This is a genomic window from Brachyspira sp. (assembly GCF_029258575.1).
Lineage (GTDB): Bacteria > Spirochaetota > Brachyspiria > Brachyspirales > Brachyspiraceae > Brachyspira.
The window spans coordinates 1-25,099 of the sequence record NZ_JARHYI010000096.1 but is presented as its reverse complement, the minus strand read 5'-3'; the positions used below and the strand labels follow the sequence as shown (position 1 = coordinate 25,099).

The following is a 25,099-nucleotide window of genomic DNA, read 5'->3' as shown; positions in this document are numbered from 1 at the left end:
CTCCATTTTTATTTTTTATTCAGATTTTTCCTAACTGTAAAAAACTGTAAAAAGTGTCAAAATTATTAAAATCCATTTTTGAGTAAAAACTCCATAGTAATATCGGATTTGTTATTTTCATGATTATTACTCTTGCTATCATCATCTCTAAATGTTAATAATCTCTCAACATATTTCCCTATAATATCATTTTCTATATTAACCCTATCACCCTCTTTCTTATAATAAAGAACAGTTTCCTTTAATGTATGAGGAATAACCGCTATAGAAAAAGTATTATCAGTTAAACTAGCCACAGTTAAACTTATACCATCAACAGTAATAGAACCTTTCTCAACTATATACTTCATTAAAGATTTAGCAACTTCTACAGTAAGTATAATAGCATTATCATCTTTCTTCATAGACTTTATAGTTCCAACTCCGTCAATATGCCCACTTACTATATGTCCGCCAAATCTTCCCTGAAGGCTCATAGCTCTTTCAAGATTAACTTTGCTTCCGTTTTTTAAACTTCCCAAATTAGTACGATTCAAAGTTTCCTGAGTAATATCAGCATTAAATATTTTATTATTAAAACTAGATACTGTTAAGCAAGTACCATTAACAGCAACACTGTCACCCAAATGCAAATCATCAAATATTTTATTTGCCTCTATTATGATGACTTTGCTTTGTACAGATTTAACAGTTCCTATCTCTTCAACTATACCAGTAAACATTATTAAATAATTTTCCTTATCTATTTTTATTGTGTGAAATAACTCTCAATTCCCAGCTTCTTTTATTGATGCGACAAGAAGCAAAAAGACTATATTCTTATAACATTAATATTTTAAATAATACTCCAAAAATAAATCATCTTCTATTTTTGTTATGCTGCCTTCCACAAGTTTAACAGCATTATCAGGTTCTTTTATGCCCTCTCCTCCTATTGGAGTTTTTGCATTTTCACCTCCGAATATTTTAGGTGCTATATAAATCAATGCCTTATTTGCCAATTTCTCTTTAAGCAGACTTGCATGCAAATTAGCACCGCCTTCAACATACACACTGTCTATATTTTTTTCCTCGCCTAATATTCTCATCAAATCTTTTAAACTTACTTTTCCATTATCATTTTCTGTTTTTATTATCTCTATACCCAAATTTTCAAGCTCTTTTCTTTTTTTATCATCATCACTTAAAGTTACTATAAAAGTTTTTATATCATTTGCAGTTTTACAAATATTAGATTCTAAATCTATTTTCAAATTGCTGTCTAAAATTATTCTTAAAGGATTTCTAGTATTTGGAAGTCTGCAATTAAGTGTAGGATCATCTTTTATTACAGTATTTATTCCAACCATTATAGCAGAATATTTATTTCTAAACCTATGAGAATGTTCTCTTGATTTTTCATTAGTTATCCATTTTGATTTTCCGCTCACTACTGCAATTTTACCATCCATAGTCATAGCATATTTCATAATTATAAAAGGTCTTTTATGCTCTATATAATAGAAGAAAACCTCATTTAATTTTCTGCATTCTTCTTCAAGCACATTGACTATAACTTCGATTCCAGCATCTTTTAATTTTTTTATTCCACCGCCTGCAACTTTAGGATTAGAATCCACACATCCTATAATAACCCTTTTTATTTTTTTATTTATAATAGCATCAGCACAAGGAGGAGTTTTGCCATAATGTGAACAAGGCTCTAAAGTTACATATATATCAGCGTTTTCAGCACTTTCTCCTATTTTTTCAGCATCTAAAAAGGCATTAATTTCAGCATGATTTTCTCCGTATTTTTGATGATAACCAATACCAATAATTTTATCATCTTTAACTATAACAGCACCTACCAGAGGATTAGGACTAGTAAAACCTTCTCCTTTCTTTGCTTCCTCTATAGCTATTTTCATATACTTTTCATGCATATTATGCATAATATTTATACTCTTTAAAAATAATTTTTTATAACTTATCTTTGGGTTTTATTTAGAAAGATTTTTAAGACTGTAAACAAAAAAACTCTAAATGTTAAAAATAACAATTAGAGCCATTCTTTTTTATGCAGTAGTTTACATTAATTTATCTTCTACCATCCAGACTTTAACTGTCGGTTTTGGAATTACACCAAATCTGCCATTTTTGAATTTGGAATATCAAAAAGGCTCGCGGACTTTACCGCCGGTATGGAATTTCACCTAGCCCCGAAGATTTATTATACTAATATTATAATACAAATAATTCCTATTGTCAAGCGAACTCATAAATATAATTACTTTCCAAAACCTCCTGTCATTCCTCTAACCAAAAATTTTCTAAATATTACAGCAAATAATGCAGGTGGAAATATAGCTAGAAGTCCAGCAGCAGTTGTTATACCATATTGTATACTGTCTTTTGATACGAATTCTGAAGCTACTATTGATATAGGTTTCGTAGCAGAGGAACTTGCAAGTATGAGAGGTATTTGAAACTGTCCCCAAGACATTAAAAACACAATCAAAAAAGAAGATAAAATTACAGGGGTTGATATAGGAATAATTATTTTAAATAAAACTTCTATTTCATTACAGCCATCTATATAGGCAGCTTCCTCTATTTCAATAGGTATAGTGTCAAAATAATTGGATATCATCCATGTATTGATAGGCAAAAAAGAAGTAACATATATCAATGATAATGAAAATAAATTATCAAGCAATGAAAACAATGAAAACATTCTATAAAGAGGTATTATAGTTGTGAATGCTGGTATTGCCATGGATATCAATATTAAAGTTTTTACTACATTTCTGCCTTTGAATTTTAACTTTGATATGGCATAGGCACATATTATAGAACAAGGCAAGCATAAAAATATAGTTATAAAAGCCGTTTTTATGGAATTTAATATACCTACAAAAAACATTTTAGATTGTCTGTCTGATGCGGTAAAAAGTTTCACATAATTATCAATAGTTGGATTTTTTGAAATAAAATTTGAAGTGTTTTTAAACATTTCATACTCTGGAGTAAAACTCACAATTATAGCCCAAACTATAGGACCTAAAATTATAATTACAAAAAATATAACAGATAAATAATATAAACAGTTTATTCTTTTACTTTTTTTAATCTTTTTCATAAATCAATATTATTCTATTATATACCAATCGGCATCGGTATATAATATCCATTTTTAAGCCATGTACCTTTCTAAGGCTATATCCTTCAAAATAGAATTGCAAATTTCATCATCAGGTTTAGCATTTATATATTCATTGTAAAGCCTGTAAGTGAAATCAAATTCATCTATAATAGTTTCTAAATCAACAAGTTTCACCTTATTAATAAAATCATTAAAATTATCGCAATAAAAAATGAAATCGATAGCCCTATCAAAATTATAAACTTCTTTAGGAGGTCTTAATTCTGTAAAAAAATCTAATACCCAATAAGCCCCATATTTACAAGCTATAAGTTTTAATTTATCATTACTAATAGAGCCGTTAAAAACTTCCTTTTCATATTCCATCAGAAAACTTTCATCTACACCATATCTATGCAATTTATTAATATAAAATTGATAATAATTTCCATTTTCCAAAGAAGCCTGTATACTGAATAAACAATTTATTGATCTTTTTGATATCTCCTCTTTTGAACGAATATTAATATTGCTAGTATCTATTTCTGGAAGATTAACACAATTATCTATACCTATTTCTTTTAAAAGCTTAATACTTCTTTTTTTTCTATTCTTATCATTATTTTTTAACATAGCAATTATCCGCAGTATTTTAATAATCAATTTTTATTTAATATATAAAAATATAATAGTTTTACAATAAAAAAATTATATATAATCAATTTTTTTAGACATAGATCGAATATAAAGTATCCCCAAAATACCAGATGCAATCATAATCAAATATGTCAAAGCACTTCCCAATCCAAAATCTAAAAAAGAAAAAGTTATCATATAATCTTCAAGTAATATAGTTTTACCCAAATTTCCATACCCAGAAATAGACACAACCTCATCAAATACATTTATAGCAGATATTGATGTAAATGTAAGAATAATACCCAAAGCAGGCATTAAAAGAGGTAATGTTATTCTAATAAATATCTGAAATCTATTTGCTCCATCAATACTTGCAGTATCATAAACAGATTCTGGTATAGCCCTCATAGCTGAAAGAAATATTATAGAACAAAATGGTATATTACGCCATGCTATCACTATACTAATAATAAAAATTAAAGAATATCTATTTGATAAATATTGTATAGGATCTTCTATAATATTCAAATTATATAAAATCTTATTTAAAAAACCAAATCCAGGATAGAATATCCATTTCCAAAGTATGCCATTCACTACTGGAGGCAATGCCCAAGGTATAACAGATATTGCCATTAAAATACTTTTAAGTTTGCTTTCAAAATTTAAAATGCTGGCAAAAAAAAGCCCGAATAATACACATAAAATAACTACAGCTATCATTACCATTATGCTATTTTGCAAAGAATACCAAAAATCAATAGATTTCAAAATAGATATATAATTATCAAATCCTATAAAAGCAGTATCTTTTGGTGAAGTTAATTTCATCTTTCTTAAACTATAAAAGAATGTAACCGTTATAGGATATATCACTAAAACAGTCATAATAATAAATGCTGGAAATATCAATATATATGGTAACATTTTATTTTTTTTCATCTTAATACTAAATGCAAAACCTATTAAACAATAGTTATATTCTATAATTAATGCCTATTTATTGCAATTAATAAAATAATTAATAAAATATTATAATTTATAAAAAAGGACATTGCATAAAAGCAATGCCCCAATATTTTTATTTAATAAATTATTTTGCAGCTACTAACTGCTTTATTTTTGTATCCATTGTATTGAATGCCTCTTCAGGAGTTTTTACTCCAAGAACCATTTCATTAACTGCATTAAATATGGCTGTTGTCATTTCTGAATAATAGCTAGGTATTCCATTAGGGAATGGGCTATCTATCAAAGCAGATTCTTCAAGCAAAGCACCCGTATTTTTAAGTTTACCCTCATTAATTAAATCTTCCATAACTGCTATTCTTGTAGGCATAGTATTTTGTACATAGTTTAACTGTTTTTGTATCTCTGCAGAATTAAACCATTTTACAAATTTCATTGCTGACTCTTTATTTTTTGAAAGTTTTATTACTCCTACGCCTTCAGGAAGGGCAAAAGTTTTTGGAGAAGGACCATTAGCACCTGGAAGAAGTATAGGTACAACCTCTCCTACAACCTGAGATTCATTAGGATCCTGAACTCTACTTACAAATGAAGTAGGTCCTACTATAAAACTAGCTTCAGCAGAATTAATTCTTCTATAAGCGTCCATACCAGTGGAAGTTTTACATGCTGGATCAATCAAATTATCTACATTTATCATTTGATTAATAAATTGTAAAGCTCCCAATACAGCATCTTTATTCAAAGTACTGTCTTCATTGAATACTACTCCATATTTTGAATAAGCCATCCATATTAATGAAGTAGTACATGACTCATCAGCATTTAAAGGCATAGAAAAAGGGTATTTAGTTATTCCAGAATCTTTTATAGTTTTTAAAGCTGCATAAACTTCATCCCAAGATTTTGGAGCTTCTTTAATTCCTGCAGCATCAAAATGTTTTTTATTATAGTATGCTAAACGAAAATCATTAGCATAAGGAAGAGCTAAAACATTTCCTTCTATTATAAAAGGCTTTATAGAAGGCATAGCATCTATTTCTTCCTGACTCAATTCTATAGGTTCAAGCCAATCAGCACTGTTGAACTCCCCTACCCAAGACCAATCTACTTCTACAACATCTGCAGCAGCTGTTCCTCCTGCAGCAGCTATAGATATTTTATCTCTAATATTTTCCCAAGCTATAACATTCATATTAACTGTAATGCCTGTATCTGCTGTAAAAGCATTGAGCATCTCATCAGAAGGTACTGCCCAATCGGGAACCATTACTGTTATTGAATTTTCTGACTTTTCATTACCAGAACAAGAAAAAATAAAAAACATCATAGGTAATAATACTAGAAAAAAAGAAATTATTTTTCTCATTTGTTTTATTTCTCCTAAACATTTTAATGAATTTTAAAAAATATATATCATTATGTATTAAAGTCAAGTATATATTAATTTGCACAATAAAAATGAAAAAAATATATTTAAACTTTTTAATTTTTTGTATATAATATGAAAAAATATTAGGATAAGATAATGAATGATACAACTTTATATATTATAATAGCTTCAGTATTTATAATTATATTGATAGCAACAATTATAATGATCAAAAACATATTTTCAAAAAATAGTAATAAGCCTACAAAAAATACTAAAAAATTAATGGCTGAATTAACAAAGAAAATAGCAGAAAATGAAAATGATTTTGATTCATTATATAAATTAGCAATGCTCGAAGAAGAATACGGAGACTTATCTGAAGCATTACAAAAATATGAAAAACTTATAGAAAACAGATATTTTAAAGATAATGGTATTAATGAAGTTGAAATATACAAAAAATTAGAAATAGGTTATTCTCAATTAGAAAATAAAGAAAAAAGTTTTAAATACTCACTTCAAATTGCAAAAATTGAACCTAATAATATATATTATGCTATAAAATTAGGTACTATTTTGGGAAAAGAGGGTAAATATAAATTAGCATGCGAATATTTCAATAAAGCAATAGTATCAAAAAAAGAGGTAGATATAGAAGAGGCTAAAGTAGCTGCTTTATCTTTCTTTATGATAAAAGATTATAAAAAATCTATAATATTTTTAGAAAAATTATACAAAAAAATAGTAAATGAAAATAATGTAGATAAATCAGAAATATCTAATTTAGAAATGTTATTAATATCTATGTATATATCCGCTGATGAACTTAATATAGCAATCACATTTATTCAGAAGATATTATCTAATAACACTATAACTGAAGAACATAGATTATATATTAATAGAATGTATATGTATACTTTGTATAAGCTTTCTGACAATGATAGATTTATAGATTCGTATAAAAATATAATAGAATTATATGAATTGGATAATGCTGGTAAGAAATATGCTAGTATATTATTCGATTTTGCCTTTTATTCTTACTTCTTAAAAGATATAAATGCTTCTATAAGATATTTTTCAAAATTAAACTCTTTTCATATGCTTGAATACAGTGTTTATTCTTTGGATCAGGTGTTAATGTATCTTAATGAAATTAATAAAGCATTTACTCAATTAACTAAATTAAGAAATGCTATGAAATTAAATGATGAAAAATATGCTAATGAAAGATATGACAAATATGTAGAAAGCGAATTAATAGCTATATGGGAAAATGTATTAAATTTATGGGAAGATAATTTTACTAATTTTGATTATATTAATTCTTTGGTTGCTGTAGAAAATACTATGAATATTGATAAACTATTAGATGAATATAATACCGAACAGAAATTGTCTGATGATAATCAGCAAAAAAGAATAACTGATATAGATATTATATATTCATTAAGTAAGAATAATTTTAAAAAGTTATGTCAGAATATTATTCAAAATAAGTTGTCATACTCTATATTGCAGGAATATTCTGATAATATTATAAATTATGAATATGGTGATGATATTAATTACTTAGCCTACCCTACTGGTAAGAGCAGAAAAGAATTAACATTAATATCAATAAAGAGATGGAAAAATACTGAAGTTGGAGAACTTATAATTAGAGATTTTCTACTTATGGTAAATGAGTCTGGGGCTAAAAATGGAATATTAATTTTGCCTGTGAGATTGTCTAATAGTGCTAAAAGCTATGCAAATCACAATGAAAAAATTACAGTTTATTCTAGAAGCCAATTTAACTCATTTTTAAAAAATAATTTAGTTAAATAGGAAGTAATATATGCTTGATTCTTATATCCATATAATTATGGTTCCAATATCTATAATAATAGTAATTGGAATTATGCTGTTTCTAAAGACTATAACAAATACAAATGAAAAATATAAACCTAAAAATATAAAAAAGAAAATAGATGAGCTTGAGAAAAAAATAGCATTAAATCCTAAGGATTATAATTCTATATATGAATTGGCTGTAATAGAAGAACAGTATAATATGTTAGAAAAGGCTTTAGTAAATTATGAAAAGCTTTTTAACTTGAAATATTTTGAAGGCGAAGAATTCAGCATATATAAAAAACTTGAAGAATTATATGAGAAGCTAGAAAATAGAGAAGAAAGTTTAAAATACACTTTAAAAATAGCACAGCTTGATGCATCTAATAATTATTATTCTGTAAAAGCGGCAACTATATTGGGAAAGGAAGGTGCTTATAAATTGGCTTGTGAGTATTTCAATAGAGTTTTAAATAATAAAATCGATTTTGAAATAGAAGAATTAAAAATAGCTGCTATATCATACTTCATCAATAAAGAATATAGAAAAGTTATTAATATGCTTGAAGAACTACATAAAAGATTAAGCAGAAATATAACTAATATTGAAGAAGATTATGATGAATTGATTTTAGTAGAAAAGATATTGATATCTTTATATATTATAACTGATGAAATTAATAGTGCAAAAGTATTTACAGAATCTATTTTATCTTTAAAATCTCTTAAAAATAATCCTCAATATAATTTTTATATAAACAGAATATATTTATACATATTATATAAATCTGAAGATAATAATGCATTTATGGATTTATATAATCAATTATCCAAAAAATATAAAATTAATGAAATAAAAAAAGGAGAAATTTCTATTATTTTGGACTTTGCTTTTTATAATTACTTTATCAAAGATATTAATAGTGCTATAAGTTACTTTGAGCATATGAATTTATTTAATGATCCTGAATTTAGCATATATGATTTGGATAATATACTTAATTATTTAAATGAAATTTCAAAGGCTACAGTTCAGTTAAAAAAATTAAGAGAAGATATAACTTTAAATAATAAAGAAAAATATGTAAAAGAAAATTATGAAAAATATGTAGACAGTCAATACATAGAAATTTGGGAAAATACTGTACAATTATGGGAAGATTCTTTCTACAATCTTGATAATATATTAGATTTAATAGAAATAGAAAGAACTGTAGATATAGAAAAAATATTATTAGAATGCAGTATCAATGAAAATAATGCCACAATAGGAAATATCAGTATAAAAAAGGTAGATAAAATATATGATATAAGTTTATCTTCATTTAAAAGTATATGTCAGGATATAATACAAAAAAAGCTTTTATACTCTGCTGTACAGGAATATAAAGATAAATTAATAGATTATGATTATGGAGATGAGGTAAACTATTTAGCTTTTTCTGCGAATAATAGCAAAAAAGATTTAACTTTGATCTCTTTCAAAAGATGGAAAAATACTGAAGTTGGAGAACTTATAATCAGAGATTTTATGCTTCTTATAAATGAAACTGGTGCTAAAAATGGAATATTAGTTTTACCTGTTGAACTTACAAATAGTGCTAGGAGTTATGCTACTCATAATAATAAAATAAAAGTATATACTAGAAATCAATTTAATTATATGCTTAGAGATAGCAGAATATAAAATATATAATTTTTATTTTACTTCTTTAGAATCTTTTATTTCATCTATAAGTTTTATAAGTTCATTGGATCTTGATACTATACTTTCTTTTAAAGCTGATAAAGTATCCTTACCCGCTTTATTGCTTGCTATTTCTCTTTTTAAAAGATCGGCTATATTAAGACAGGCTAGTATTGCTATTGTATCTCTCGGATAATTAGGACCATAATGCTCTGCTATATCATTCATACTCTCATTAACAAATTCAGCAATTTCTTTTAAATATTCGGTATTCTCATCTTGAGATTTGATACTCAATACTCTACCATATATATTCACATCTACAATATTATCCATAATTATTACCCATTATAATTATTTTGATTCATTGTCAAAGAAAAATTCCTCTTCATCATCATCACCGAACATATACTGATCATCTTCATTTATATCAAATTCATAATTATCTTCTCTCTCATCATTCTCTTGAGCTTCCTCAGTGATAACTTCTTTTTTTACTTCCTCTTCTGATGAAGATTTTATATCATTATCCCAACTAGAATCAGAAGCATTACTGAAAGGATCCTCATCTTCTGTAATCTTAATATTAGATGCCTTTTTCACTTCTTTTATTTCTGATGATTCCATAGTATTTTCAGCTTTATATTCTTCGTATTCAGCATTTATATCATTTGTTTTTTCTTCTTCATATTCTATATTATGAACTTCTTTTTCTATCTGCTTTATCTCTTCTGTTTTATCTTTCATTTCATTTTTTATAGCCTGTACTTCATTAATAATGCTGTTAGTATTATTATTTGTATCTTCTGTACTATTATTAATTACTGGAGTATGATTATTCTTTTTTGCTTCAATATTAGGTTTTCTAACACTATCTATTTTATCTATTAAAATACTTAATTTTTCCTGAAGTTCATTATTTTCTCTGCTCAAATCTTCAATAGCTCTTGCTGCTTTTTCTAATTCCTTTTTTAAATTATCATTTTCTTCAATAAGTGTAACAGAATCTTTTTCTGAATTTTCTAAATTAGATTTTAATGCATCTCTTTCTATTCTAGTGGCTTCCAATTGTTTGATTAAATTATCTTTATCTTCTTTTATGGAATTATAATTATCCGTAACATTTCTTTTATCAGCTTCTAAAATAGTTTTTTCCTCTTTAAGAAGATTAAAACTATCTCTAGCTTTGGTCAAAGTATCTATTAGCTCTTCTTTTTCTGATTTAAGCTGCTCTATTGTTTTTAATAATTCCTTATTATCAAATAAGATTGATTGATATTCATCTACAAAATCTTTCAATTTTTCTTCTAAAATAGTAAATTCTTTCAATTTTTAACTCCAAAAAAAAACTATTTAAAATTATATCACATATAAATTCAATTGTCAATTTTTTATTTATATGTTAAAATATATCAATATAAAAATAAGTAAAAACAGTAGCATTTTATGAAAAAGTTATTAAAACTAATAATATTAAATTTGATGATGATTTGCCCCATAATTTATGGACAATCACCATATACAGAGAAAGAGCAGAAATTATTGAAAAACTTAGTAAATGTTTGGCCTTATATAGGAATTGAGCCTGTAAGACCGACAGAAAGCTATATGCCTTTTGATTATATACATGAGAGCCATAAAAGAGAATCCGCTTTAAAAAATTCTTTTTCTTCAAGGTTATTATATGAGCTTTCAACTATAGAAGTTCATATGAATACCACAATAGGTGTCAATTTAAAAGACGGACATTTCAGCATGCCTAATATGTATTTATCTATTGGTAAGAGTTTTCATTTTGATTGGATGTTTTCTGCTACTCCTTTTGTAACTATGACTTCTAAATTTGATGTATTCAACAAAGATTATGCCACAGGAGATATAGGATTATATGATGCTGGTATAGAAGCTGTGGCATTAACTAGGATATTATTGTCTTTCAGAATGAAAGCTGTTAATGATATTAATGGTTCTACATTTATGCTACTGCCTTCCGTTGTAGACAGTGAATCAAAAAGTTTTTCTACGCATTGGTATTTACCTAGAATCAATAATGAAATGGGGTTTAGAGCTGGTTTTATAGGATATTATTATGAATTATCATATTCTCAAGGTTATTCAAAAGATTCTAATCCTTTAGCCGTTGCTTTTAAAATTAATGGCGATTATTTCAGAACTCAATTTCTTTATCAATACAATAATAAAAACTCTCTATCGCCTGATAATTTCAAAAATTTCTATGAGCAAAATTTAAATGAGAAAACTCATCATTTAGTTCAATTATCTGCTATGGGAAGAATACCTTTACTAGATAGACAGATATGGATTAATATGCTTGGAGAATATACTTGGAGAGATAATGATGCTCATTATTTAAGATTTGAGCTTGGATTTGAATGGAAAATGCTTAATCTTGCTATAAGACCATTGTTTTATATACCTGTTAATTATGATAATAATAAGCATAAATTTGATATGAGCAAAGATTTATTTTGTTTTGAATATTCTGCATATTTGAAATTTGATCCTATATACTTCGGTTTCCAAGGATCCACTGACGGCAGATATTATATTGCTATGAAAGCTGTATTCTAATCATATTAAAACAAGATTAATAAAGTTAACAATATAATATAACACTTGGGCGGGTACTAAAATTTCTAATTAAGCAATTAAAAATAATTTAAATTAGAATAAAAAAAATAGGCAGTAGAGAATAAAGGGCGGGGTATGTTAATAAATTTTGAAACTTATTTTCACTCCCCACCCTATAGACTTGTAATCTCATTTGTAATTGTTAGTATTATTAAACTTTTTTATTTGCAGTGTTATTATAACAACCCACCCAAGATTTTTTTCAATTTAGAGCGTATATGCCCGCACGAAACACTTAATAAAAAATATAAATCGAATTATGAATACAATTAAATTATATAATAGAATTTTATTTAGCGTGCGTTTTGAAGTAAATTATAAATAATGTATTGACATAATAATTAAGTAATATATGATTCAAAGAAAATAATTTGGAGAAAATAATAATTGAGAAATTTAAATTTGGATGAACAAATATTAAACGAATATTTATTAGATGATTTTAATAATGAAGATAATGCATTTATAGAGAATGAACTATTAAAAAGATTATCAGCTTATGATACAAGAGAATTAGAAATAGGGTGCGGAAATGGTAAATTTATAGTTGAACTAGCTATGAATAATAAAGATAAATATTTTGTAGGCATTGAATATTCCTATAAAGCCGCTAAAAAGGCCGTATCAAAAGCATATAAAAGAGATATAAAAAATCTTACTATTATATTCGGCGAAGCTAATAATGTTATAGATAAATATTTAAATGGGAAATATTTCTTTGATAAGATATATTTAAACTTTCCAGATCCTTGGCCTAAAAAGAAACATGCTCATAGAAGAATTTTTAACAAAGATTTTTTAACAAAAATACATCCTCTTCTTAAAGATGACGGAATATTCTATTCAGTAACAGATGATGATACTTATGCATTGGATATAATGAATACTATATATAAAGAATCTAATAATTTTAAAAATATTTTAAATAGCGAATATGTGCATCAATTAGAAGGATACGGGGTTACACTTTATGAAGAAAAAATGAGGAATATTGGTCATGATATATATTTCTTTGCCCATTCAAAAAATATATGATACTTAATCGCTTATTTTTATTATTATCTATTTTATTTATTATTTCCTGTAATAATAATGAAGAAAATCTCGACAAACCTACAATTATAAGCATTATTAAAGAAGAAAACAGCAGAAATTATAATGCTATAGAAAAAGGTTTGCTCGATCAAGTAAATTTAGATAAATTGAATATTAAAATAAATTTTTATACATTGGACGGCAATGAATCTACAACTATACAAATAGCAAATAATGTAAGAGATGATAATTCTACTATAGCAATAGTTATAGGAGAAAATGTGACTTTAGTATCTATGAATGTTATAGTTCCACAATCAATAATATTTGCAGGCTTTTTTGATAATTTATCAATAAGTAATATATATAAAAGTAAAATACAAAATAATAATATTACAGGAGTTTATGGGAATTTAGATATCACTAAATATATAAAGAAGATTTCAAATAAAGAAATTAATAGTTTTGCCTATTTATATACAAGAGCTTCTACAGTTTCCGGTCATATATCTGAACATATTGCCCAATATTGCCATAATGAAAATATTAAATACTATCCTTTGGAAATAATAGGAGAAAATTATAACTCTTACGATATAGAGAATATGATAAAAAGCAAAAATATAGATTATTTATTTTTAGCTAATGAGGACTATATAGATAATAATATATATTCCATAGCCTATTTATGTGAAAAATATTCAATACCCATTATCAATACAGATATAATAGATGCTATAAATGTTGGCATATTATTTTCATTAGATTTTAATTACTATTATTTAGGCAGACAATTGGCTTTGATGCTTGATAAAATCATAAAAAATAATTCTAAAACCGAAGATATAGACTTTATAGAAGTATCAAATTCATATAGAATTTTTGTTAACGAAGATATCGGCAATCATTATAATATAAAATTTAGTGATGAAATACTAGAAATAAGCTCATTAATATTAAAAGGTGGTAATATAATAAGAAAATAGATTTCATATTATGTTATTTTTACTTGACAAAATTGACACTTCATAGTATTATGATTTAATGTTTGTATTTTATAATAGTTATAATTATCTTAATTGCGATAATTGTCTATTTTTTAAATAAATTATTTTAAGGAGAAAAAAATGGCTGTACCAAAACATAGAAAATCAAAATCGAAAAAGAGATCAAGACAAGCCGCTAATGATAAAAGATTTGTAGGTTCATTATCTATCTGTCCACAATGTGGATCAGAAAGAATGCCTCATAGAATATGTCCTGAATGCGGTTTTTATAAAGATAGAGTTATTAAAGCACCAAAAACTCAAAATGCAGGATAATAAAAAATAAAAATAATGTAGGAAATTATTATGAATTTAGCCATAGATGTAGCCAGTGGAGAAAAATCTCTAGAAGAACTAGTACTAGGTGCTTTAAGTGCCTTATCCGAAAATAAAGATATCAATTTAATCCTAGTAGGCAATGAAAAAAACATATCTAAAGCAATATCTAAAACGAAATATAATCATAAAAGAATAGATATTAGACATACAGATGAAATTATAGATATGAATGAAAGTCCTGCTAATGGAATAAAGCATAAAAAAAATGCTTCTGTTTTATTGGCTGCTCGTTTGGTTAAAGATAATGAAGCAGAAGGTTTCTTTTCACCTGGTAATACAGGTGCTACTTTGGCAGCCGCTCTCACAGAAATAGGTCGTCTAAAAGGCGTTATGCGTCCTCCTCTTGTATCTACACTCCCTAAAATTGATGGTGAATTTTGTATGCTCGATATGGGTGCAAATGTAGATTGTACTTCCGACTATATGGTTCAATTTGCTGTTATGGGAAGAGTATTTGCTAAAAGATATTTAAAGATAGAAAATCCTAGAGTTGGACTTCTTAATATAGGCGAAGAAGATTCTAAAGGTAATGCCAGCACTAAAAAAAGTTTCGAAAGACTTCAAAAAATTAAAAAAATCAACTTTATCGGTAATATAGAACCTAATGATATGTTAAAATCCGATGTTGTTGATGTAGTAGTATCTGATGGTTTCGATGGTAATATAGTATTAAAAACTATGGAAGGAACAGCATCTTTAATTGTTAATATGCTGAAATCTGAAGTGAAAAAGAACCCTGTAAGCGTTATGGGCGGACTTATGATGAAGCCCGTATTTGGTAATTTAAAATCCAAAATGAGTTCCGATTCCTATGGTTCTGCTATACTATTAGGTTTGAATGGTGGAGCTTTTGTCGGACATGGAAGAACTAGCGGTACAGGAGTAAAAAATGCTGTACTTAATATGTATAAATTCCTAGACGCAAAAGTCAATGAAAAAATAGCTAAAGAACTTTATGATTCAGGAGCTAAAAGAAGAATTTTTTAATTTTTATAAAGGAATTTTATAATGGTGTACATTAAATCTTGTAAGAGCATCTGTAAAAATCAAAAGACTAATATAGCAGCCTCAGATTTGGCATTAACTCCAATAAATGAAGTTATAAAAGATATTAATCCTGACAATATAGATGCTATACTTTGTGCTACTGTTACTAAAGATTATATTTATCCTTCCACAGCTTGTATTCTAGCAGGAAAAATCAAAGCTTCTAATGCTTTTTGTTTTGATATAGAAAGCGACTTTACAGGTTTTTTATCAGCATTGCGATTAGCTTATGCTTTTATAAAAAGTAATAAATATAAAAATATTCTAGTAGTTGCTACAGAATCATTTTATATTTGCGATGATGAAAATAGATTCGATGATGCAAGTGTAGCAGCATTGATTACTAATGAAAAATCTGATATTCAAATAGATTTTATAGACTCTGTAACAGATGGAAGTGCTTTAGAAAATTGTTATATCCCTATGGGAGGAACTGCTAAACCATATACTAAAGAAGGTGTATTAAATAAAGAACATTTTATCTCTATAAAAAACAGTAGTATTTTTGAAGAAGAAGCTAAAAAAGCAGGTATTTATGTTAAAGATGTATTATCTTCTAATAATATAACTCCTAACTTTTATATACCGTCTTATTCTAACCAAAATGCATATGATGCTTTTGTTAATGCCTTATCTGTTGATAAAGATATAGTATATTCAAAAATGGGAGATGCTAATTCATCTTTAAGTGCCTCATCAGGTGTGGCATTGTCTATGGCTTTAGAAGATGGTTTTATAAAGAAAAACAGTAAGGTAGCTATATGTGGCTATGGAAGCGGTTACACAAAATCCGTAGCTGTTATTTCTATAAATTAATGCTATTAATATAATTATTAATAGTGTTTAATAATTTAATTAGTGAAGGATTAGTAATATGAAATTAGCTAAATTTCGTTTTGGTGGAGTTCATCCGCATGATAGTAAGGATACAGCTGATATATCTTCATCAATTTTATCCAATCCCCCTAAAAGTGTTTTAATATCTATGTCGCAGCATATAGGTGCTCCAGCTAAGATGTTAAAAAATAAAGGAGACAAAGTAGAGAGAGGCGAACTTATAGGGGAAGCCAATGGTTATGTTTCAGGTAATGTTTATTCATCTGTAACAGGAAAGGTAGCATCAGTTGAGATTGCTCCTCCACCTTTGGGACGCGGTGCCAATGCTTTGCTTATCAATATTGATAACAATGCTAATAATTTGGCTTACTTTGAAAGTTCGGATTATATGTCTATGCCTGCAGAAGAAATGTCTAAAAAAATTCAAAAAGCTGGTATAGTTGGTATGGGAGGTGCTACTTTCCCAGCACATGTCAAAGTTGATGGTGCTGCTAAAGGTGGCGGTGATATTTTAATAATCAATGGTGTAGAATGTGAGCCTTATATTACAAGCGATTATAGGCTTATGATGGAGTACACTGAAGATTTATTTAAAGGAATTGAAATATTAAGAAAAATCATACCTTCTATAAAAAGAACAATTATAGGTATAGAAAATAATAAGCCTAAAGCAATAGAAGAAATGAGTAAAATGGGAAAGGATAGTAATGTTGAGGTTATACCTTTGCGACTTAGATATCCTCAAGGTGCTGAAAAAATGCTTATAGAAGCGGCTACTGGAAGAGTTGTACCTGTAAGTAAGCTTCCTATGGATGTTGGAGTTATAGTTGTTAATATTGCTACTCTTTATGCTATATATGAAGCTGTAGCTAAAGATAAACCTCTTATAGAAAGACTTGTTACAGTTTCTGGTGATGCCATAAAAGAACATAAAAATGTATGGCTTCCTTTAGGTACTCCGATTTCACATGTTGTAGAAGAATGTGGCGGAATCACTGCTGAAAATGTACTTGTACTTGCTGGAGGACCTATGATGGGAGCAAGTGTACCTAATCTTGATCAATGCGTTAATAAAGGTACTAATTCTTTACTTTTCTTAAATAAAGATAAATTTCCTAAAGAGGTAGAATATCCTTGTATTAAATGCGGAAGATGTGGTAATTCTTGTCCTTTAAAATTATCTCCTACTGAAATAGCTCACACTGCTAAAGCTAAAATTAAAGATAAATTAAATGACTTGGATATAGCAACCTGTTTTGAATGTGGTTGTTGCACTTATATATGTCCTTCAAAAATACCTTTGGTTCAGTGGATAAGATTTGGTAAAGACTTGTTAAGGAGATAATAATGAAATTTTATACAGAATCTTCTCCGCATATTAAGGACGGAGATACTACCAATAAGATAATGACAAGAGTTATTATAGCTCTTATGCCTGCTGTTATATATAGTATAGTGTTATTCGGTGCTAAAGTTATTGTATTATATTTGACTTCTATTATAACTTGTGTGCTTTCTACTGTAATAGTAAAAAAAGTTAGAAAAAAACCTTTGATTCCAGATTATGCTGTAATTGTTACTGCTATACTATTAGTTATGACTCTTCCTCCTTCATCTAATGTAACTATGGTTGTAATAGGAAGCGTTGTTGCCATAGTATTTGCAAAAGAAGTTTTCGGAGGATTAGGATCTAATATATTCAATCCTGCTTTGGTTGGAAGAGCTTTCTTACAGGTAGCTTTCCCTGCTCAAATGACTATGTATAGTGCACCTGTAAGAGTTCCTTTCTTGGACTTATTTGCACCAGGTCTTCACAATTTAGTGAATACTGTTACAGGCGGTACTCAGACTGTGGATATGATGAATGCTTTAACTCAGGCTACTCCTCTTACTTTTATGAAATTCACTTATAATACTAATATAAGCACATCTTTATTAGAACAAATTCAATTTGAAGCACACTATTACCTAAAAATGTTTTTAGGAAGTACTTCAGGTGCTATAGGTGAAACTTCATTCCTTTTACTTTTAATAGGAGGAATATATCTATTAGCTACTAAAACTATAGATTGGAGAATACCTGCTGGAATGTTTATATCATTAGTTTTAGTAAGTTTACTTCTTTGTTTAGGAATGCCTGGAAAATTCACCTCTCCTATATATCAAGTATTAGCAGGTGGTTTTGCTTTAGGTGCATTCTTTATGGCTACTGATATGGTTACTTGTCCTTCAAGCCATTTAGGTGCTTGGATATACGCTCTTTTAATAGGTGCTGTACTTGCTATATTAAGGGCATTCGGTTCTTCTCCTGAGTATATGATGTATTCTATACTTATAGGAAATATGTTTATGCCTTTAATTGCTATGCTTACTCGTCCTATACCTGTTGGTAAAAAAGAATTAATTGCTATTAACAAAGCTAATGCCCAAAAAGAGGGAGGTAAATAATTATGAAAAAAGAAGTTGGTTATACTGCTGTTATTTCTGTTACAATTACAGCTTTACTTGCTGGTTTTTTACTCTCATTTATATATTCTTCTTTTGAAAAAGATATTATAGCAAACAATGAAAGAACAATACTTAATGGTGTTAAGGCTGTTATAGACGGTGCTGATGAACTTGAGGGACCTTTAACTGAAAATTCTGCTTATCCTTATTATGTTGGAAAAAAAGCAGATGGTACTATAGTAGGTTATGCTATGTTATCTTCTGCAGGCGGATATAATGGTCAAAATAAAGTTCTTGTGGGTTTTGATGCTGATATTACAAAAATTACTGCTATAGTTGTTACTGAACAGGCTGAAACTCCGGGGCTTGGTGCTAAAATTATTGAACCTGCTTTTAGAGATCAATTTAAAGATAAAAGTTCTGTTGTTTCTCTAACTGTTGTTAAGGGTATAAAGCCTGAAGAAGCTCAAGATTCTCAAATAGCTGCTATAAGTGGTGCTACTATATCTTCTGCTTCTGTTGTTACTGCTGTTAATAGTGCTAAAGATGAGGCTGTTAATCTATTTAAAAATTAATATATTAAATTGATATAAAAAAGACTTATAAGATATTTTCATTTTATAGGTCTTTTTTTATTATTAAAATTCTATATTTTTTTTATTACAGAACTCTTGAGCTGTTTTTATATTATCTCCTGCCAATGAAACAATACATTTAATTATTAATCCTTTATTATTTTTACTAGATAAATTATAAGCACTATCAAAATATTTGTACGCTTCATCATTTAGAATATCAGTTTTTCCATTCATTTTATCTAATTGTATTTGTATATACCCTAAACTATTATTGGCAAGAGCATGATTTTTATTTAATCTTAAAGCCTCTTTGAAACATGATTCAGCTTCACTATAATATTTATAAGCATTCTCTCTATCATCGATACTCAAATATATATTGGCTAATTTTGTAATAGTATATCCCATACTATCATATATAGATGCATTCATAAAGTCATTGTCTATATCTAAAGCCAATCCTTTCTTATAATAAACTAAAGCATCATTAAGAAGTTCAATAGCTTTATGAGTATTTCCTTTTTTGAATTCATAATTGGAATATTTAGTCTTTGAAAAACCTATTCCATTGTAGGCACCTAAATAATTAGTATCAATATCCAAAGCCCCTATATAATCTTCAAATGCTTCATCATATTGATGCAGTTCTACTTTAGTTAATCCCCTATTATAATATGCATCTGCAGATGAACTATCAATTTCAATATATTTAGTGTAGAAGTCAATAGCTTTTTCATACTCTTTCAAAAAATCATAACATATAGCTATATTAAAGTAAGAATCAATAATATCGCTGTTTATTTCTACTACCTTATGAAAATCCTCTATAGCTTCATTATATAAATCAATATCCATTTTTGCTAAAGCCCTATTATAATAATGATTATGTGATGAAGGATCAAGCTCTATAAGTTTATCATAATACTTTGTAGCATTATCATAATCTCCTAACAATTCATAAGACAAAGCTAAATAATAATGAGCATACCCACTTTCATTATCAAGTTCTATTACTCTTTGAAAATCTTTAATTGCCAAATCATAATGAGAGTTTCTATAATATATAAGCCCCCTTTCATTATAAGCATCAAGATATTCATTATCCAATTCAATAGCTTTATTAATATACTCTAAAGCCTCATCTAATTCATTCATATATGAATTTGTAAGCCCTCTGAAATAATAAAACTCACTATCTCCATCATATATAGAAATAGCCCTATCAAAATCTTCTATAGCCTCTTTATATAAATGCATTCTTCCCTTTAATAAAGCCCTATTATTATATAAATAAGCATCACTAGGATTTAATTCTACAGCCATATTATAATCTTCTAAAGCCTCATCATACATATTAAGTTCATTTTTGATAAGTCCCCTATTATTGTATGAATAAGCATCATCAGGATTCAATTCTATAGCTTTATTATAATCAAATAAAGCATCTTCATATAATTCTAATGCCTCTTCTGCCAAAGCCCTATTATAATAAGAATAATAAATGCTATCATCTATTTCTATCATTTTAGTATAATAATTTATAGACTCTCTATAATTTCCTAATTGATACTCAAGAAGCCCCATATCATTATAAATATTTACAGCATTATCATTTGAAATCTCTAATGCATTTTTATAATCTTCCATAGCATCTTCATATAATTCTAAAGCATTCTTTGAAAGCCCTCTGAAATAGTATGAATTAGAAGCATTTGGATTTAAATTAATTGACAAATCAAAATCATTCACAGCTTCTTCATATAAACCTAAATGAAATTCAGATAATGCCCTACAATAATAAGCCTCGCTATCATCACCTTTTAATTCTATGAGTTTTTGAAAATCTGACAAAGCCTCCTCATATCTTCCCAAATAAGATTTTGAATTTCCTCTGTAATAATAAGCGTCATCTATTTCTTCTTCTGCCATTTCGGCAAGAGATAAAGATAAATCAAAATTCTTTACAGCCTCATTATAATTTGACAAATAAAAATATCCAAGCCCTATATAATATGCCACTTCAAAATCATTTTCATTAAACTTTAAAATCTTTTTAAAATCATCTATACCCTCTTCATACATACCCAAATAAGATTTACTATGTCCCCTAAAATAATAAGCTCCTATCTTATCAGGAAGAAGCTCTATAACCTTATTAAAATCCTCAATAGCATCTTTATAGTCTTTAAGATTATATTTAGATATAGCTCTGTTATAATAAGCATCTACCAAAGCATTATGAGTACTATTTATTATATCTTCATCAATATTTCTCTCTTCTTCAATATCATCAATATCGCTGTATATTATGAACTCCTCATCGGAATAAGCTATAATATCATTGTTATATATATTTATAATTTCATCCAAATATTCTATAGCCTTTTTATAATCATTATTATCAAAGGCTTCATGTCCTAAATCAAATAATCTTTTTATATTCATTTTATCGTTATTGTTCATATATCATAACTCCCAAAATATACATGTACATGCAAATATCATTATATACAAAAATACAATAATTACTATATATAATTTCTTTAATTTTAGTTAATTATCACTATATATAGTAATTATTATCTATTGATTTATTTTAATTTTTACATAATATATTTTCAATAATTTTTTGACAAACTAATATTTTTACATATAATATACTATTATAACATAATGATTATTATTATAATAAAGTTTAATATCAATAATGAAGGAGGAAATATGGCAAAAGGAAGAATTGATATTGATAAAGAACAATGTAAAGGGTGTTCTAACTGCATATCTGTTTGTCCAACTAAAATATTATATTTAGACAAAGAAAATATGAATTCATGGGGCTATTATCCTGCAGCAGTTACTGAAATGGAAAAATGTATAGGCTGTGCTAATTGTGCCATGATGTGTCCAGACTTGTGTATAACAGTTGAAAGGTTAGATAAGAAGGAGGAAAATAAATAATGGCTAGAACATTAATGAAAGGAAATGAGGCTATGGCTACTGCAGCTATTGCCGCAGGATGTAAATGCTTCTTTGGGTATCCTATTACACCTCAAAATGAGATACCTGAATTTATGTCAAAAGCTATGTATGAATCAGGCGGAACATTTGTACAGGCTGAAAGTGAAGTTGCTGCTATTAATATGGTTTATGGAGCTGGCGGAGCTGGAGTAAGAGCTATGACATCTTCATCTTCTCCTGGTATAGCTTTGAAACAGGAAGGTATATCATATCTAGCTGGTTCTGAAGTTCCTGCTGTTATACTTAATGTTATGAGAGGAGGTCCGGGACTTGGAAGTATACAGCCTGCTCAAAGTGATTATAATATGATGACAAGAGGAGGAGGCGACGGAGATTATAATTGTCCTGTTTTAGCACCTGCCGATTTACAGGAAGCTGCTGATATGATAATGGAAGCTTTTGATATTGCTGATCATTACAGAACTCCTGTTTATGTGGCTGCTGACGGATATATTGGTCAAATGATGGAGCCTGTTGATATAGTTTATAAGCCTAAATATGAAATCAAAGAAAAAACTTGGGCGGCATGTGGAAAAAGAGGTAAAAGAGAAAAAAACAATATAATTAACTCTTTATATTTAGAGCCTGAATTATTGTATGATCACAATATAAATCTTCAGAAAAAATATGATGAAATAAAAGAAAAAGAAGCAAGAGCTGAAAAATATTGTACAGATGATGCTGAGTTGATATTTGTTTCATACGGTACTATGTCAAGGGTTGTAAGAGGTGTTGTAGATAAACTTAGAGAAGAAGGTAAAAAAATAGGAATGATTCGTCCTCAAACTTTATGGCCTTTCCCTGTTGCTGCATTTAATAATCCTAACTGCAAAATGTATGTTAGTATTGAAATGAGTATGGGACAGATGATAGACGATATAAAACTTGCTATAGAATGTAAAGTACCTGTTAAATTTTACGGAAAAGCTGGAGGATTAGTACCTACAGCTCATGAAATAATAGATAATGTAAGAGGTTTTGCTGGAGGTTTAATATGATAGTATTTGAAAAATCAAAAGGTTTAAGCGATGCTAGGACACATTATTGTCCTGGTTGTATGCATGGAACTTCTCAAAGAATAATAGCAGAATGTTTGGAAGAACTTGGAGTATTAGAAAAGTCTGTAGGAATAGCTTCTGTAGGATGTTCTGTACTTGCCTATAAATATTTTTCATGCGATATGCAGCAGGCAGCACATGGAAGAGCACCTGCAGTAGCAACAGGAGTAAAAAGAGCGGTTCCTGATAGTATAGTATTTACTCTTCAAGGTGATGGAGATTTGGCAGCTATTGGTACAGCTGAAATAATACATGCCGCAGCAAGAGGTGAAAATATCACTGTAATATTTTTGAATAATGCTATTTACGGAATGACAGGTGGGCAGATGGCTCCTACTACATTAGAAGGTCAAAGAACAACAACAACTCAAGCAGGAAGAGATTTCAATAGAGCTGGAAAACCTATTAGAGTATGTGAAATGCTTGCTACTTTGGAAGGAGCTACATTTGTTGAGAGAGTTTCATTAGATAGTCCTGCTAATATTAGAAAGGCTAAAATGGCTACTAAAAAGGCTTTTGAAAATCAGATTGAAGGAAAAGGTTTCTCTATAGTAGAAATGCTTACTAGCTGTACTACTAACTGGGGAATAGCACCTACAGAATCGCATAAATGGATAAGAGAATATATGGTTCCTCATTATCCTCTTGGAAACTTTAGAAATGACAGTTAAATTTAAGGAGTGATTATATGAGTACAGAGAGAATAATTTTTGCAGGATTTGGCGGTCAGGGTGTAATGTCTATGGGACAGATGATTGCTTATGCTGGTATGATTGAGAACAAGCATGTTACTTGGTGTCCTTCATATGGTCCTGAAATGAGAGGAGGTACTGCCAACTGTTCTGTTGTTATAAGTGATGAACTTGTAGGCTCGCCTATTATTTCGCATGATGCTAATGCTGCTGTTATCATGAATCTTCCTTCTCTTACAAAATTTGAAAAAGATATACTTCCTAATGGAATACTTCTTATAAACTCATCTTTAATAGATAAAAAAGCTTCAAGAGATGATATAAAAATCGCTTATATAGAAGCTAATAAAATATCTGGAGATATAGGCAATCCTAAATCTGCCAATATGGTAATGCTTGGTGCTTTGCTTACACTTCATAATATAGTATCTTTTGATAGTATTCAGCAGGCATTTTTAAAAGTATTCGGCGAACGCAAAAAAGAATTTCTTCCAGCCAACGAAAAAGCTTTGAATGCTGGAAGAGATGCTGTTAAAAATTTAGTATCTTAACATTAATTAAAAAACATAAAAAAAGAGCCTGATATTTATAAAAATATAAGGCTCTTTTAAATATTAATATTTTTAATAAATAAAAATATTCAAGTTAATATTAATTTATAAAAATAATTGAATGACTAAAAATTTATATTATCTTTTTCAAAATTATAATACAAT

General features: G+C 27.9%; 24 protein-coding genes and 1 riboswitch. Of the genes, 15 read left to right on the top strand and 9 right to left on the bottom strand.

Translation table 11 applies throughout. The features are described from left to right. Positions 1 to 65 precede the first annotated feature (65 nt). The 6 genes from Q1J76_RS07495 to Q1J76_RS07470 all read right to left on the bottom strand — a co-directional run bounded on the left by Q1J76_RS07495 (position 66) and on the right by Q1J76_RS07470 (position 6,101). Positions 66 to 722, bottom strand: a complete 657-nt coding sequence (locus tag Q1J76_RS07495; protein ID WP_300369160.1) for a riboflavin synthase — start codon at positions 720 to 722, stop codon at positions 66 to 68. 105 nt (positions 723 to 827) lie between these two features. Next, positions 828 to 1,925 (bottom strand): bifunctional diaminohydroxyphosphoribosylaminopyrimidine deaminase/5-amino-6-(5-phosphoribosylamino)uracil reductase RibD, encoded by a 1,098-nt coding sequence (gene ribD / locus Q1J76_RS07490; protein WP_300369193.1) that lies wholly within the window; start codon positions 1,923 to 1,925, stop codon positions 828 to 830. A 152-nt stretch (positions 1,926 to 2,077) separates the two neighbouring features. Next, positions 2,078 to 2,213, bottom strand: a riboswitch (FMN riboswitch). Positions 2,214 to 2,269: 56 nt separating this feature from the next. After that, positions 2,270 to 3,121, bottom strand: a complete 852-nt coding sequence (locus Q1J76_RS07485; RefSeq protein ID WP_300369158.1) for a carbohydrate ABC transporter permease — start codon at positions 3,119 to 3,121, stop codon at positions 2,270 to 2,272. A gap of 54 nt (positions 3,122 to 3,175) precedes the next feature. Then, positions 3,176 to 3,757, bottom strand: a complete 582-nt coding sequence (locus Q1J76_RS07480) for a DUF4272 domain-containing protein (protein WP_300369155.1) — start codon at positions 3,755 to 3,757, stop codon at positions 3,176 to 3,178. 75 nt (positions 3,758 to 3,832) lie between these two features. Continuing rightward, on the bottom strand, positions 3,833 to 4,651 hold the full coding sequence (locus Q1J76_RS07475; protein ID WP_300369152.1) for a carbohydrate ABC transporter permease: 819 nt from the start codon (positions 4,649 to 4,651) through the stop codon (positions 3,833 to 3,835). 205 nt (positions 4,652 to 4,856) lie between these two features. Further along, positions 4,857 to 6,101 carry an extracellular solute-binding protein gene (locus Q1J76_RS07470; RefSeq protein ID WP_300369149.1) on the bottom strand — a complete coding sequence of 415 codons (1,245 nt, stop codon included), beginning with the start codon at positions 6,099 to 6,101 and terminating at the stop codon, positions 4,857 to 4,859. A gap of 159 nt (positions 6,102 to 6,260) precedes the next feature. On the opposite strand from Q1J76_RS07470, the gene Q1J76_RS07465 reads away from it, so the two are divergent. After that, positions 6,261 to 7,940, top strand: coding sequence for a restriction endonuclease (locus tag Q1J76_RS07465; RefSeq protein ID WP_300369146.1), 1,680 nt, complete (start codon positions 6,261 to 6,263; stop codon positions 7,938 to 7,940). A 10-nt stretch (positions 7,941 to 7,950) separates the two neighbouring features. After that, complete coding sequence (locus tag Q1J76_RS07460) at positions 7,951 to 9,633, top strand: restriction endonuclease (protein ID WP_300369143.1); 1,683 nt, start codon at positions 7,951 to 7,953, stop codon at positions 9,631 to 9,633. Between the two features lie 12 nt (positions 9,634 to 9,645). On the opposite strand, the gene Q1J76_RS07455 is transcribed toward Q1J76_RS07460, so the two are convergent. Then, positions 9,646 to 9,969 (bottom strand): cell division protein ZapA, encoded by a 324-nt coding sequence (locus tag Q1J76_RS07455; RefSeq protein WP_300369141.1) that lies wholly within the window; start codon positions 9,967 to 9,969, stop codon positions 9,646 to 9,648. 18 nt (positions 9,970 to 9,987) lie between these two features. Next, complete coding sequence (locus Q1J76_RS07450) at positions 9,988 to 10,962, bottom strand: hypothetical protein (protein ID WP_300369138.1); 975 nt, start codon at positions 10,960 to 10,962, stop codon at positions 9,988 to 9,990. 117 nt (positions 10,963 to 11,079) lie between these two features. Here Q1J76_RS07450 and Q1J76_RS07445 point away from each other — a divergent pair, with 117 nt between their 5' ends. From Q1J76_RS07445 to Q1J76_RS07405, 9 genes are all read left to right on the top strand, one after another. Next, on the top strand, positions 11,080 to 12,225 hold the full coding sequence (locus Q1J76_RS07445) for a hypothetical protein (protein ID WP_300369136.1): 1,146 nt from the start codon (positions 11,080 to 11,082) through the stop codon (positions 12,223 to 12,225). A gap of 447 nt (positions 12,226 to 12,672) precedes the next feature. Then, complete coding sequence (trmB, locus tag Q1J76_RS07440) at positions 12,673 to 13,320, top strand: tRNA (guanosine(46)-N7)-methyltransferase TrmB (RefSeq protein WP_300369133.1); 648 nt, start codon at positions 12,673 to 12,675, stop codon at positions 13,318 to 13,320. Next, complete coding sequence (locus tag Q1J76_RS07435; RefSeq protein WP_300369130.1) at positions 13,317 to 14,306, top strand: ABC transporter substrate-binding protein; 990 nt, start codon at positions 13,317 to 13,319, stop codon at positions 14,304 to 14,306. The genes trmB and Q1J76_RS07435 overlap by 4 nt, the downstream gene beginning before the upstream one ends. 141 nt (positions 14,307 to 14,447) lie before the next feature. Then, on the top strand, positions 14,448 to 14,642 hold the full coding sequence (gene rpmF, locus Q1J76_RS07430; protein WP_300369127.1) for a 50S ribosomal protein L32: 195 nt from the start codon (positions 14,448 to 14,450) through the stop codon (positions 14,640 to 14,642). A 30-nt stretch (positions 14,643 to 14,672) separates the two neighbouring features. Then, entirely contained in the window at positions 14,673 to 15,692 is a 1,020-nt protein-coding gene (gene plsX / locus Q1J76_RS07425) for a phosphate acyltransferase PlsX (protein WP_300369124.1), read from the top strand. A gap of 21 nt (positions 15,693 to 15,713) precedes the next feature. Beyond that, on the top strand, positions 15,714 to 16,568 hold the full coding sequence (locus Q1J76_RS07420; RefSeq protein WP_300369121.1) for a 3-oxoacyl-ACP synthase III family protein: 855 nt from the start codon (positions 15,714 to 15,716) through the stop codon (positions 16,566 to 16,568). A 58-nt stretch (positions 16,569 to 16,626) separates the two neighbouring features. Continuing rightward, the gene (rsxC, locus tag Q1J76_RS07415) at positions 16,627 to 17,934 is read left to right on the top strand and encodes an electron transport complex subunit RsxC (protein WP_300369118.1); all 1,308 of its coding nucleotides are present in this window, start codon (positions 16,627 to 16,629) and stop codon (positions 17,932 to 17,934) included. A gap of 2 nt (positions 17,935 to 17,936) precedes the next feature. Further along, positions 17,937 to 19,037 carry an RnfABCDGE type electron transport complex subunit D gene (locus Q1J76_RS07410; protein WP_300369115.1) on the top strand — a complete coding sequence of 367 codons (1,101 nt, stop codon included), beginning with the start codon at positions 17,937 to 17,939 and terminating at the stop codon, positions 19,035 to 19,037. 2 nt (positions 19,038 to 19,039) lie between these two features. Beyond that, positions 19,040 to 19,612, top strand: coding sequence for an RnfABCDGE type electron transport complex subunit G (locus tag Q1J76_RS07405; RefSeq protein WP_300369112.1), 573 nt, complete (start codon positions 19,040 to 19,042; stop codon positions 19,610 to 19,612). A gap of 63 nt (positions 19,613 to 19,675) precedes the next feature. Here the strand turns inward: Q1J76_RS07405 and Q1J76_RS07400 are convergent, their stop codons facing one another. After that, entirely contained in the window at positions 19,676 to 22,078 is a 2,403-nt protein-coding gene (locus Q1J76_RS07400) for a tetratricopeptide repeat protein (RefSeq protein WP_300369109.1), read from the bottom strand. A 258-nt stretch (positions 22,079 to 22,336) separates the two neighbouring features. Between Q1J76_RS07400 and Q1J76_RS07395 the strand changes: the two genes are divergently transcribed. Genes Q1J76_RS07395 through Q1J76_RS07380 form a run of 4 tightly spaced genes read left to right on the top strand, consistent with a single transcriptional unit; the run spans position 22,337 to position 24,934 of the window. Beyond that, a complete protein-coding gene (locus Q1J76_RS07395; protein WP_300369106.1) occupies positions 22,337 to 22,573 on the top strand; it encodes a 4Fe-4S dicluster domain-containing protein in 237 nt (78 codons plus the stop codon). Next, on the top strand, positions 22,573 to 23,631 hold the full coding sequence (gene vorB, locus Q1J76_RS07390) for a 3-methyl-2-oxobutanoate dehydrogenase subunit VorB (protein ID WP_300369103.1): 1,059 nt from the start codon (positions 22,573 to 22,575) through the stop codon (positions 23,629 to 23,631). The genes Q1J76_RS07395 and vorB overlap by 1 nt, the downstream gene beginning before the upstream one ends. Beyond that, entirely contained in the window at positions 23,628 to 24,362 is a 735-nt protein-coding gene (locus Q1J76_RS07385; protein ID WP_300369100.1) for a thiamine pyrophosphate-dependent enzyme, read from the top strand. Before vorB ends, Q1J76_RS07385 begins: the two co-directional genes overlap by 4 nt. A gap of 17 nt (positions 24,363 to 24,379) precedes the next feature. Beyond that, positions 24,380 to 24,934 (top strand): 2-oxoacid:ferredoxin oxidoreductase subunit gamma family protein, encoded by a 555-nt coding sequence (locus tag Q1J76_RS07380; protein ID WP_300369097.1) that lies wholly within the window; start codon positions 24,380 to 24,382, stop codon positions 24,932 to 24,934. Positions 24,935 to 25,099: the final 165 nt, after the last annotated feature.